Here is a 12,499-nt window from a genome sequence, read left to right on the forward strand (position 1 = left end):
TAGGGAAGTAGATGGACCTGCAGGAGGCAAGAGGCAATGGCGAAACCGACCGATCCGGGGATCTTCATTGAAACCGACAGCGTGGGCGCCGAGACCGAGCGGCTGGCGGCGATCATGGCCCGTCTGCGCGACCCCGACACCGGCTGTCCTTGGGATATCGAGCAGGATTTCGCCACCATCGCCCCCTACACGATCGAGGAGGCGCACGAAGTCGCCGATGCGATCGAGCGGCGGGCCTGGGGCGAGCTTTCGGGCGAGTTGGGCGATCTGGCGCTGCAGGTCGTGTTTCACGCGCAGATGGCGGCCGAGGCCGGGCATTTCGATCTGCTGACGGTGCTGCGCGGGATCAATGCAAAGATGATCGCGCGGCATCCGCATGTGTTTGGCGACGAAAGCCGCGTGAAGAGCGCCGCGCAACAGACGGAAGATTGGGAGAAAATTAAATCCGCCGAGCGTGCAGCCAAGGCCGAGTCCGGGGTGTTGGACGGCGTCGCGCTGGGGCTTCCGGCGCTCACCCGGGCGCTGAAGCTGCAAAAGCGCGCCGCGCGGGTGGGGTTCGACTGGCCCTCGACTGCCGAGGTGGTGGCGAAGATCGTCGAGGAGGCAAACGAGCTGGTCGAGGCCCGCGATGAATTGGGGCCCGAGGAGATCGCCGAGGAATATGGCGATCTGATGTTCGTGATGGTGAACCTCGGGCGGCATCTCGGGCTCGATGCCGAAGCCTGTCTGCGCGCGGCGAATGGCAAGTTCACCCGGCGGTTCGCCTTCATCGAGGCCGAACTGGCGAAGGCAGGAAAACGCCCCGCCGACAGCGATCTGGCCGAGATGGATGCGCTTTGGGATGCGGCCAAGCGCACGGGATTGTGAGAGGCTTTCGGGGGCTCAGAACAGCGCCTTGCGTAGCATGTTCAGCGCGACAAGCATCATGAAGCCCGCGAAGATGCGTTTGAGCGGTTTCGGATCGAGCCGATGTGCCAGCGCCGCGCCCCAGGCAGCGGTGATGGCCGTAGTGGCGCCGATCACGACCAGCGCGGGCAGGTTGATCGAGCCCACCGTGTAGGGGGGCGCCGCCTCAACCGGCGTCAGCAGGAAGGCCACGGTCGAGGGCACCGCCATGATCGCGCCGAACCCCGCCGAAGTGGCCACCGCGCGGTGAATCGGAATCCCGTGCAGCGTCTGCATCGGCGTCGAGATCGAGCCGCCGCCGATCCCGAGCAGCACCGAAACTGCCCCCATCAGCGGCCCGAACCACATCCGGAACCCCTGCCCCGGCATCCCCTCGGCGATCCGCCAGCTTTGCTTGCCAAAGGCCATATACAGCGCGATCGCCATGACGAGCGTGCCGAAGATGATCGTCAGCGCATGGGTGTTGAGCCGCGACACCAGAAAGACGCCGAGCAGCGCCCCGCCCGCGACATAGGGCGCCCAGTCGCGCAGAAGCTGCCAATCGACCGCCCCCTTGCGCGCATGCGCGGTGACCGAGCGGGTCGAGGTGATGATGATCGTCGCCATCGACGTCGCGACGCAGACCTGCATCAACCCGTCCGAGCCATAGCCCAGACCGTTGAAAAGATAGAAGAAGGCAGGCACCAGCACGATGCCGCCGCCAACCCCCAGAAGCCCCGCCAGCACCCCGGCAAAGGCGCCGACAGCCAGCAGGATCGCGACGAGCGGCAGGATCGTCGTCAGATGCTCCATCCTAGATCTCCCGCGTGACTTCGGCCAAGGCCTGATCGTAAAGCTTCAACCCGGCCCCCGACCGCGTCGCCCCCTCGGACAGCACGCGCCGCCAACCGCGCGCCCCGGGCCGACCGTGGAACAGGCCCAGCATGTGCCGGGTGATCTGATGGAGCCGCCCGCCCTTGGCCAGATGATCCGCGATATAGGGCTTCATCGCCTCGGCCACGTCCACGGCCGAAAGCGTCTCGCCCCGGCCCCAAAGCGCGGCATCGGCACCCGCAAGCACCTGCATCGGCTCCTGATAGGCGGCGCGCCCAACCATCACCCCGTCCATCCCCGCCTCCAGATGCGCCTCGACCTGCGCCAGCGTGGTGACGCCGCCGTTCAGGCTCAGATGGAGATGCGGAAACTCGCGTTTCATCGCATGCACAAGCGAGTAATCAAGCGGAGGGATCTCGCGGTTTTCCTTTGGGCTGAGGCCTTGCAACCAGGCCTTGCGGGCATGCAGGGTGAAACGGGTCACCCCGGCCGCCGACACCCGGCGCAGAAAATCGGGCAGGATCTCCTCGGGGAGCTGATCATCGACGCCGATCCGGCATTTCACCGTGACCTCGACCGCCGCCGCGGCCTGCATCGCCTCGACACAGCGCGCGACCAGATCAGGCGTCTTCATCAGAACCGCGCCGAAGGCCCCCGACTGCACCCGGTCCGAGGGGCAACCGACGTTGAGGTTGATCTCGTCATAGCCCCAGTCGCGCGCGATCCGCGTCGCTTCGGCCAATTCGGCAGGGTCGGAGCCGCCCAGTTGCAAGGCAACGGGATGCTCGACCGCGCTGAAATCAAGAAGCTGCGTCCGCTTGCCATGGATCACCGCCGGAGCGGTGACCATCTCGGTATAAAGCAGGGCGTTGCGCGACATCGTGCGATGAAAGACGCGACAATGCCGATCCGTCCAGTCGAGCATCGGCGCAACAGACAGACGCGCATGCAGGGCGACGCCCTCAAGCGATTGTTTTTCCTTCGCACCACGCGAAGGCAAAGGAGATGGCTCTTGCTGCATTGACCTTGGTTTCCGCTTCTTCCGCATCCGACAGCCGAAACCGAGGATCGACCGAAAGGCCGGGGTTCCAACGGGAGGCTTCGGCAAGCGCCTGCCCGGACCGGACAAGGGGCGCTCGCGTCCGCGCTGTCATACCGAAGAATGGAAAAATCGTCCATCGCGATCGACGATGGCGCATGTCTTGCAACCCGTGACGACCGAACCGTTTCGCAAGGACCAAGACCGGAGCGCCCCAAGATCGAGCGTGATCCTGAAACGCTCCCGTCCGTCGACCCTCAGAACAGCTCGACGCCATTGCCCGCAGCAATGACCGGCGGCGTCTCGACCACCTTGGTCTCGCCCAGAAGCCGTTGCCGCGCCCGGCCAGTGCCAGGCCAGAACTCGACCCGTCGCGCCTGCGTGCCGCCAAGACTTTGGCCGGTACATTCGATCCCTTCGCGTCGCAGGAAATCAAGCACGAACTCGGCATTTTTCTGACCAATGTCGGTCAAGCCCGCAATCATGCGCCCGCCCCCGAAAACTTTTGCTTTCAGCCGCTTGCGATTGGCGCCATCCTTGATCAGGGCGTTGATCAGCAATTCCATCGCGTTGACCCCGAAACGGGCCGAGTTCAGCGAGGCCCCGGCCCCGTCGGGCAGCAGGAAGTGGTTCATGCCACCCACCTGACTGGCCTCGTCATAAAGACACGTCGCCACGCAGGACCCGAGAATGGTCGAAATTGACGCCTCCGCCCCCTTCGCCGTGATGAACTCGCCTTGCGCGATATGGAGGGTCTTGTGATGTCCAGCCATGGTTATTCCCCCCGTGAAGATTTGAACTGCATCTGACTGCCGGAACACAGCTGCAAGACCGATTGCGCCATCTTTCCGATCGGCACCGGCTTTTCTGCTGCACCAATTTCAAGCGCCGCCCGCGGCATGCCGAAAACGACACAGGTCGCCTCATCCTGCGCCAGACAGCGCGCCCCCGCTTGCCGCAAGTGCTTCATCGCTTCCGCCCCGTCGCGCCCCATCCCGGTCAGCATCACCGAAACCACTTTTTGCGCGATCGGCACAGCAGATTCGAACAAAACCTCGACCGAGGGGCGATGGCCATTGCGTTTGTCGGTCGCGACAAGCTTGCAGCGGGGCTGATCGGTCGGGGTGACGGCAAGATGGTAATCCCCGCCGGGTGCCAGATACACCATCCCGGGCAGCAACGGAGCCCCTTCCCGGGCGAGCTCAACCGTCGGCACCATACGCCCATCCAGCCGCCGGGCAAAACTCGCAAGAAATCCCTCCGGCATATGCTGCGTGATCAGGGTCGGCGGGCAATTGCGCGGATAGCCCGACAGCAGGGTTTCGAGCGCGTCAACCCCCCCGGTCGAAGAGCCGATCAGGACATATTTGCCGTTCCATTTGAAATCCTCGGCCGGAGCAATGTGGGCCCGGGGACCGGGGCTGCGCAAACGGGCATTGGCCGCCGCCACCAGGAGTTCGGCAAGATTGAGGAATGTATCCGAAAGCCGGTCGAAACTGGGCTTGCCGACACATTCGACCGCGCCAAGCGACAGAGCCTCCAGCGCCGCGGCAGACCCTTTCTGCGTCTCGGTCGAGATCATCACGACGGGCATCGGACGCAGCCGCATCAGTTTTTCTAGAAATTCGAGCCCGTTCATCCGCGGCATCTCGACATCGAGTGTCAGCACGTCGGGGGACAGAGCCTTGATCTTTTCGCGCGCCTCAAAGGGATCGCTCGCCTCGCCGACAACGACGATACGCGGATCCGGAGCCAGCTTTGTCCGGATCAAAGCCCGAATGGTCGGGGAGTCATCGACGATCAGAACGCGTTTCGGTGTCATCTCATTATCCGGTTATTTATACTTTGAGCCCGCTTTCGGTTCAGGTTCAGAAATCGACCCATTCGCCCCCATCTTCGGAAATGGCCAATGCGCCGTTGCTTCGCGGGGCAGGTCGGGAGATCGGCTTCTGTTTCGGAGGCGTAGACGGCGCCGCTGCAGGACGGACAACAGCAGCAGGCCGATTGACGACAGGCGTGGCGGGCGCAACCGCGCGGAACCGGGATGTCGTTGCCGTCAAGGCCTGCACGCCTCGGCTCAAGGCCTGCGCGGCGGCCGTCGTTTCCTCGAACATCGCGGCGTTCTGCTGCGTGACCTGATCAAGCTGGATCATAGCGGCGTTGATTTCCGAAAGACCCGTCGATTGCTCGCGTGCGGAATAGGCGATCTTCGACACACGCCCGGCGATGTCATTGACCGAAGCAAGGATGCCGTCCAGCGCCTGGCCCGTTTGACCAACAAGATCCACACCAACTTTGACATGATCCGACGAGGCCGTGATCAAGTTCGAAATCTCCTGCGCGGCTGCGGAAGAGCGCTGCGCAAGTGCCCGCACCTCGGAGGCGACGACGGCGAAACCGCGACCCGCCTCGCCTGCGCGGGCCGCCTCGACCCCGGCGTTGAGCGCAAGAAGGTTGGTCTGGAAGGCGATATCCTCGATCACTTCGATGATGCGCGAAATCTTTTGTGACGACTCCGCGATCTCCCCCATGGCGGAAACCGCCTGTTGCACAACCCTGCCTGACCCTTCGGCGCCGACACGGGCACGCTCAACAACCTGATCCGCTTCGGAAATGCTTGCCGAAGCCGCACCGATCGACGAGGTCAGCTGATCAAGAGCGGTCACCGTTTCCGCCAGCGTCGCCGCTTGCCGCTCCGTGCGCTGGCTCAGATCCGAAGCCGCATTGGTGATCTCGCTCACTTCGCCATCAATGCTTTGCGCATTGTCGATCACCACCAGCATCGCCGCAGCAAGGGTGCTCGCCGCATTGTTGAAATCAGTGCGCAGCTGTTCGTATTCCGTCGGGAAATTCCTGTCGATCCGGGTCGCAAGATCGCCTTTTGCGAGCTGTTCAAGCCCGATGCGCAGCGCCTCGACCACACCGAGCTGTTCGGTCAACATGGTCTCGTTGCGGGCGCGTGCAAGGTCGAGCGCCGATTGTGCCTTGGTGATATCATTGGCGATCAGGACAATCTTGAGCATATTGCCCGCACGATCGGGCACAGGCGTCACGCTGCCCTCGGCCATCACTCGTCCACCATCGGCACAGATCAGTTCGAACCGCCCGATCACCGGATCCAGCCGGTCAAGACGCGACCAGAACCCGGCCAAAGCTCCTTCGCCATCGATCAAGCCGTCATGGCTCCGGCCGACCAGACCGGCCTCTGTCTCGCCCAATGCGGCCAGAAGATTGGCATTGCCGCGCGTCACCAGTCCCGCGGGCGAGAACTCGAGCATCAGCTGCGTGCTGTCGAGCGCATTCAGCAGCGCCCGGGTCATCCGCAGTTCAGTCACATCCCGCCATTCGACCACGAACCCCAGCTGCGCACCATCCGGCATCCGGATCTCCGAGAAATCGACGCCATACCGCCCTTCACCCACCGCCACATCGCGCCGGAACGGCAGCTGAGAAGGATCTTGCAGCCGCGCTTCAATATCGGCACTCATCGGGTAAAGCGCAGAAAGCCGCAGCCCGACCAGCTCTTCGGCCTCAAGATCGGACTGACGGAGACGGAAATCGCCCAATTTCGCCGAGACAAGTTTTATCAGTGCCGTATTGACGTAAGTGATTGTCAGATCGGCCGCGACGACCATCAGCGCCGCAGAAGAATTGCGGAAAGCCGTGCCCTGAACCGTCGCCGCATGGCGGGTGGCCTCGGAGGCGGCAAGATCACCACGCAGCGCTTCGATCGCTTGCGCAATTTCGCCGACCTCATCCTTCAACCCGGTTCCGGGGACAGTCATCGCATGATCGCCCCGGCTGATCCGATTCACCGCGCCCGCAAGATGATGCAACGGCCGGGCAATCCCGCGCGCCATCCAGGTCGAGATCGCCGCCAGAACCGCGATCATGACCGCAGCATTGACGCCCAGCTTGCGCGCCAATTCCCGCGCAGGCGCGAAAAGTTCGCGATCCGACTGTTCGACCACCAGCGCCATTGTCCGTCCGAAAAGCTTCAGCGGGGCGTGCACGGCAAGAACCGGCGCACCATCGATTCCATGCTCCTCGACCCGGCCGGTCGAACCGGCCAGCGCTGCGGCAACGGCAAGATTGTCCACGGTGCTGCCGGGTTGCACCGCCACCTGACCGCCGGGGCCCGGACGCAGATTCGATTGCAGATGCTGCGCCGCATCGACGAGATAGGCCTGCCCGGTGTCACCAAGCGCCTGCGGATCGGCAATCATCTGCATCAGAGGACCAAGACGTACGGCAAAGGCCAGAACACCGAGCGAGCGCCCCTCGGCGCTGCGCACCGCCTGAGCCATATAAATGACCGGCTCGCCCCCCGGGCCTGATTTCACGAAGTCGGAAATTTCCGGCGAATCTTCCTTGCGCGCGAGCGCCTGCGCAAAAAGCGTCGCAAGCGGGGCCGCCTGCAGCGCCGGATCGGTCAGATCGGCGGTGAATTCCGGACCCTTTTGAAGCGAATAAAGAACCCGCCCACTCGGGTCGATGAAGAAGAGATCCGCAAGACCGCGTTCCTTCGCGAGCGTCACGAACCCCGGATGCGCGCGCCTGTGGATGACACCAAAGTCATTGATGTCGCCCGCAAAATCGAGCTTCCAGCGTTCCCCTTCAGGATTCGGGTTGGCCTCGACCCAGGCATGGCGCAGATTTTCGGCCGCCCCCTCGCCCAGCATCTTCCAGGCGCCGGACAGATCGCGCATCAGCCGCGCAGTGCCCTGATTGACCGCCATCGAGCGCAGCTCGGATTGCACCTGATCGGCCCAAGTCTTCGCCCTTTCCGCACGCGTATCAAGCGCATATTCCAACCGCTGGCTGCCCTGTTCCAGCAGCAGACTGCGCGCTTCGTGATAGGAGGACACCCCCATCACCGCAAGCGCGCCGACCGCAATGGCCACGAGCATCAGGGGCAGCTTCAAGCGCAGCTTGAGGCTTTTCAGAAAGGGCATTCCGGATCTCCAGCTCAGCGCCCGGGCGGGCAAAACGACGCCGTGCCCCGGGGCACTCTCTGGAACATGACCGGAACTTTTGAAGATTCACTTAAACGATACGGGCCCTTGCCTTCTTTTCTTGCGCAAGATCACACGGCCAGACGCGCCCTCAAAAGGCCAAGTCGGCGCGCGAATTCCGAGCTGCGCAAGGCCCCTTCGGCGATCCGCTCGGGCGCAGCCGCCGCACGCCGCAGCACGCCGACCGCCTGCCAGCCGCTGAGCGCGGCCACCCGCGCCGCCGAGGGCGCCGAGCGCAGCGCGGCTTGCGCAGCCATCAGACGCACCTCGCCTTCGCGCGCAAGCGCCGCCAGCCGCGCGAGATCGGCGCCCGCCAGCGTCAACCGACCGCGGGCAGTCAATTCCGGCAAGGCAATCAACCAGTTCGCCAATCCCGCCGCCGCCCCATAGCCATGCAGCGCAGCCTCGAACCCGGCGTCGAAACAAGCGCCAGCCGCAGCGAAGACCGCCCCCGAGGTGGCATCAAGATAATCCCACAGCCGTGTTTCATCGGCGAAAGCCTCGCCGTGACAATCGGCACGACGCGCCTCGGCCGCGGTGATCAGCCCCCGCAGCGCCTCCTCTGGCAAGGCCTGCAAAGCCGGACCGATCTCATGCGGGATAGGCTTGCCCTGCTTGGACTGCGCCACAAGCGCATCGATCCACCATTGCACCCGCATCTCGGCCACCAAAGGCTCGGCACTGGCCCAAGGCGCCTGCGCGATCGCCAGATTGGCAGCGTAAAGCGCAAAAAGCGCAGGCCGATCCGCGGGCGGCGCGGCCATCACCGCGGCAAAACGATCCGGGTCACCCGCCGAAAGACGCTCGGCACACAGGGAAAGCGCCTCACTCATGCCGGTTGCGCCCCGTCGCGAATGAGCTTCCAGATGATCGCATCGAGCAGCGCCTCGAACGAGGCATCGACGATGTTCGGGCTGACGCCCACCGTCGACCAGCGCTGACCCTGCCCGTCTTCGCTGTCGATGATGACGCGGGTCACGGCTTCCGTGCCGCCCTGCGTGATGCGCACGCGGAAGTCGACCAGCTTCATGTCCTCGATGCAGCGCGTGTAGGGGCCAAGATCCTTCACCAGCGCTTTGGAGAGCGCGTTCACCGGGCCGCGGTCATGCCCCTCGGCATCCATGCTTTCCGAGACCGAGAGCATCTTCTGCCCGCCGATCTTCACCACGACAACCGCTTCCGAGACCGAGACCATCTGATCATAGCGGTTCTTGCGCCGCTCGACGATCACCCGATAGCGTTTGATTTCAAAGAATTGCGGGCAAAGCCCCAGCACGCGCCGCGCCACCAGCTCGAAACTCGCCTGCGCGCCGTCATAGGCATAGCCGCGATCCTCGCGCGCCTTGATCTCGTCGAGGATCTGCACGAGCCGCGGGTCCTTCGGGTCGATCTCGATCCCCATCGCGGCGAGCCGCGCCCGCAGGTTCGACTGACCGGCCTGATTGGACATCGGAATGAGCCGGCTATTCCCGACCGTTTCCGGCGCGATATGCTCGTAGGTCGAGGGGTCTTTCAGGATCGCCGAGGCATGCAGCCCCGCCTTGTGCGCAAAGGCCGAGGCACCCACATAGGCGGCCGAGCGCAGCGGCACCCGGTTCAGGATGTCGTCAAGACGGCGCGAAAGCCGCGTAATGCCTGTAAGCTTCGCCGCGGAAACGCCTGTTTCGTAAAGGCTTTTATAGGGCTCCTTGAGAAGCAGCGTCGGGATCAGCGAGGTCAGGTTGGCATTGCCGCAACGCTCTCCCAAGCCATTCAGCGTGCCCTGCACCTGCCGCGCCCCCGCGTCGATCGCGGCGAGCGAATTCGCCACCGCCGTGCCGGTGTCATCATGGCAATGGATGCCGAGATGATCGCCCGGCACGCCCGCCGCGATCACCGCAGCCGTGATCGTGCCCACCTCGGCGGGCAAAGTGCCGCCATTCGTGTCGCACAGGATCACCCAGCGCGCCCCGGCCTCGTAGGCGGTGCGGCAGCACAGCACCGCATAACCCGGATTCGCCTTGTAGCCATCGAAGAAATGCTCGGCGTCGAACATCGCCTCGCGCCCCTGCGCCACCATATGGGCGACGGAAGCGCGAATGTTTTCAAGGTTTTCCTCAAGCGTGATGCCAAGCGCGGCAGTCACATGGTAATCATGCGTCTTGCCGACCAGACAGACGCCGGGGGTGTTCGCATTCATCACCGCCGCCAGCACGTCATCGTTGGCAGCCGAGCGACCGGCGCGTTTCGTCATGCCAAAGGCGGTAAAGGTCGCCCGCGTCTGCGGCCGGGCGGCAAAGAAATCGCTGTCGGTCGGGTTCGCCCCCGGCCAGCCGCCCTCGATATAATCGACGCCGATCTCGTCGAGCGCCTCGGCAATCGCGATCTTCTCCGCCACCGAGAACTGCACGCCCTGCGTCTGCTGTCCGTCGCGCAGCGTGGTGTCGTAGAGGTAGAGGCGTTCCTTCGCCATCACAGCCCCTCCAGCTTCGCGGCGTCAAAGCCCGCGCCGGGCAGAAGCTCGACGCCCGCCTTTGACATCCGCACCTCGACCCCCGCCGCCATCAGCGCAGATTTGAGCGCATCAACCGGGGCGAAGTCCTTGGTTTCCATCGCTTTCGCGCGCAGATCTGCGAGTTTTGCGGCAAGCCCCGACAAGTCAACCTCGGGCGCCTTGGCCCAGTCGCCCATCTCGTCCATGAGGAGCCCCAACATCTGCGCCGAGCCCTTGAGCAGCGCAGGCTCACCCGTCAGACCATGCAGCACCGCAAGCGCGCCCGCGGTGTTCAGATCATCGGCCAAAGCCTCCAGCACGCCGGGCGCAACCTCATGCGAGGGCGCAATCCCCGCCGTCAGCGCCCGCCATTTGCGAAGCGTCGCCTCAGCCTGCGCGGCCTTCTCAGCGGTCCAGTCCATCGGCTTGCCGTAATGCGTCTGCAGGAAGACAAAGCGGATCACCTCGCCCGGGATGCCCTTTTCCAACAGATCCCGCACGGTGAAGAAATTGCCCAAGGACTTGGACATCTTCTTGCCCTCGACCTGCAGCATCTCGTTGTGCAGCCAGACATTCGCAAAACCGCCCTCGGGATGGGCGCAGCAGCTTTGCGCGATCTCGTTTTCGTGGTGCGGGAATTGCAGGTCGATCCCGCCCGCGTGAATGTCGAAACTCGCGCCCAGCAGTTCGTAGGACATTGCCGAGCATTCGATATGCCAGCCCGGACGGCCGCGGCCCCAGGGGCTGTCCCAGCCCGGCAGGTCCGCATCCGAGGGCTTCCACAGCACGAAATCCATCGGATCTTCCTTGAAGGGCGCCACTTCGACCCGCGCGCCCGCGATCATGTCATCGACCGAGCGGCCCGAAAGCGCGCCATAGTCGGTATAGCTGCGCACCCGGAAGAGCACATGGCCGTCCTTGGCATAGGCGTGGCCCTTGGCGATCAGATCGGCAATCATTTCGATCATCGCGCCGATATAGTCGGTCGCCCGCGGCTCGTGATCGGGGCGCATCGCCCCAAGCGCGTCCATGTCGGCGTGATACCAGCCGATCGTCTCCTCGGTCCGCGCCCGGATCAGCTCTTCCAGCGTGCCGGAAGCGCCCCCCTCTTTGCGCGAAAGGGCCGTCGCGTTGATCTTGTCGTCGACATCGGTGAAATTGCGCACATAAGTGACGTGACCCGTGCCATAGACATGGCGCAGCAGCCGGTAAAGCACATCGAACACCACGACCGGCCGCGCATTGCCCAGATGGGCGCGGTCATAAACGGTCGGACCGCAGAGATACATCCGCACATTTTGCGGATCGAGCGGGCGGAACGTTTCCTTGCGGCGGGTCTTGGTATTGTGCAGGCGGATCATCGGCTTCCTCGCATCTTTGTCCCTGCGGATTAGCGCAATTGCAGGCGCGAGGAAACAGCAGAACCGCCTAAGCAGCCACCGCCTGCAGCTTCGGGGCAAAGGGTTCGATGGTCAGCGCGGCGCCCTCGAAGATGCAGAACGACCCGGGCGGAACCGGGGTCCAGTCGCCCTCGCCATCCTCAAGCGGTTCGGAGACGACGGCGCGGCCCTGCCGGGTGTCGGACCAGCGGTGATAGAGCGTCGGCGCAAGGTCATCGCTGGCATAACGCACCGCATAAAGCCGCTTGCCATCGGAAAAGGCCGCCGTCAGACGCATGTGCGGCCCCTGCCCGCGCTCGCGCGAAAGCGATTCCAGCCGCGCCGTCGCCCGTTCGAGCGCGGCCTTCGGATCGTCGTCCAGCCCCTCGGCCAAAGCGAGCAGGAACAGCGCCTCGCTGTCGGTCGCGCCCTTCCTGTGCGGGTAAAGGTGATCGGGGATCATCATCTCGCCCGCGCGGCGAAAGGCGTTGTAACCGCCGATCTGTCCGTTGTGCATGAAGCTCCAGCGGCCGACGACGAAGGGATGGCAGTTATTGCGCGAGGTGGCGGTCCCGGTCGAGGCCCGCACATGGGCCAAGAAGAGCGGCGATTTCACCTGCGCGGTCAAGGACTTGAGGTTCGGGTCCGACCAGGCTGGCATGACATCGCGGTAAAGCCCGGGCTCGGGGCGCTCGCCATACCAGGCAAGACCGAAGCCGTCCGCATTGATCGCCGTGTGGCATTGCGTGGCGCAATGGCTCTGGTGGATCAGCGAATGTCCCGGTTTCGAGACGATATCCTCAAGAAAGATCGGTTCCCCGACATAGGCTGCCCAACGGCACATTTTCCGGCCCCAAACAGGCGGTTGGCTCCG

At 64.1% G+C, this 12,499-nt stretch carries 10 protein-coding genes; 1 reads left to right on the forward strand and 9 read right to left on the reverse strand.

What is annotated here, in order from left to right; genetic code table 11:
- The first annotated feature begins 36 nt into the window (after positions 1-36).
- Positions 37-867 (forward strand): nucleoside triphosphate pyrophosphohydrolase, encoded by an 831-nt coding sequence (gene mazG, locus ACTTAI_RS11450; protein ID WP_444451691.1) that lies wholly within the window; start codon positions 37-39, stop codon positions 865-867.
- 15 nt (positions 868-882) lie between these two features.
- On the opposite strand, the gene ACTTAI_RS11455 is transcribed toward mazG, so the two are convergent.
- From ACTTAI_RS11455 to ACTTAI_RS11495, 9 genes are all read right to left on the reverse strand, one after another.
- A complete protein-coding gene (locus ACTTAI_RS11455; RefSeq protein WP_444451692.1) occupies positions 883-1,698 on the reverse strand; it encodes a sulfite exporter TauE/SafE family protein in 816 nt (271 codons plus the stop codon).
- Position 1,699: 1 nt separating this feature from the next.
- Positions 1,700-2,740 (reverse strand): tRNA dihydrouridine(20/20a) synthase DusA, encoded by a 1,041-nt coding sequence (dusA, locus tag ACTTAI_RS11460; protein ID WP_444451693.1) that lies wholly within the window; start codon positions 2,738-2,740, stop codon positions 1,700-1,702.
- A 275-nt stretch (positions 2,741-3,015) separates the two neighbouring features.
- A complete protein-coding gene (locus ACTTAI_RS11465) occupies positions 3,016-3,531 on the reverse strand; it encodes a chemotaxis protein CheD (RefSeq protein ID WP_444451694.1) in 516 nt (171 codons plus the stop codon).
- Positions 3,532-3,533: 2 nt separating this feature from the next.
- A complete protein-coding gene (locus tag ACTTAI_RS11470) occupies positions 3,534-4,580 on the reverse strand; it encodes a protein-glutamate methylesterase/protein-glutamine glutaminase (RefSeq protein ID WP_444451695.1) in 1,047 nt (348 codons plus the stop codon).
- A 46-nt stretch (positions 4,581-4,626) separates the two neighbouring features.
- On the reverse strand, positions 4,627-7,713 hold the full coding sequence (locus ACTTAI_RS11475) for a methyl-accepting chemotaxis protein (RefSeq protein ID WP_444451696.1): 3,087 nt from the start codon (positions 7,711-7,713) through the stop codon (positions 4,627-4,629).
- A gap of 131 nt (positions 7,714-7,844) precedes the next feature.
- A complete protein-coding gene (locus ACTTAI_RS11480) occupies positions 7,845-8,606 on the reverse strand; it encodes a squalene/phytoene synthase family protein (RefSeq protein WP_444451697.1) in 762 nt (253 codons plus the stop codon).
- On the reverse strand, positions 8,603-10,225 hold the full coding sequence (gene cimA, locus ACTTAI_RS11485) for a citramalate synthase (protein ID WP_444451698.1): 1,623 nt from the start codon (positions 10,223-10,225) through the stop codon (positions 8,603-8,605). The genes ACTTAI_RS11480 and cimA overlap by 4 nt, the downstream gene beginning before the upstream one ends.
- A complete protein-coding gene (gene cysS, locus ACTTAI_RS11490) occupies positions 10,225-11,607 on the reverse strand; it encodes a cysteine--tRNA ligase (RefSeq protein WP_444451699.1) in 1,383 nt (460 codons plus the stop codon). Before cysS ends, cimA begins: the two co-directional genes overlap by 1 nt.
- Positions 11,608-11,674: 67 nt before the next feature.
- Positions 11,675-12,469, reverse strand: a complete 795-nt coding sequence (locus tag ACTTAI_RS11495; RefSeq protein ID WP_444451700.1) for a class II glutamine amidotransferase — start codon at positions 12,467-12,469, stop codon at positions 11,675-11,677.
- Between the last annotated feature and the right edge of the window lie 30 nt (positions 12,470-12,499).

The sequence above is a fragment of the Rhodobacter capsulatus genome (genome assembly GCF_052363175.1).
In the GTDB taxonomy this organism is placed as follows: Bacteria; Pseudomonadota; Alphaproteobacteria; order Rhodobacterales; family Rhodobacteraceae; genus Rhodobacter; species Rhodobacter capsulatus_D.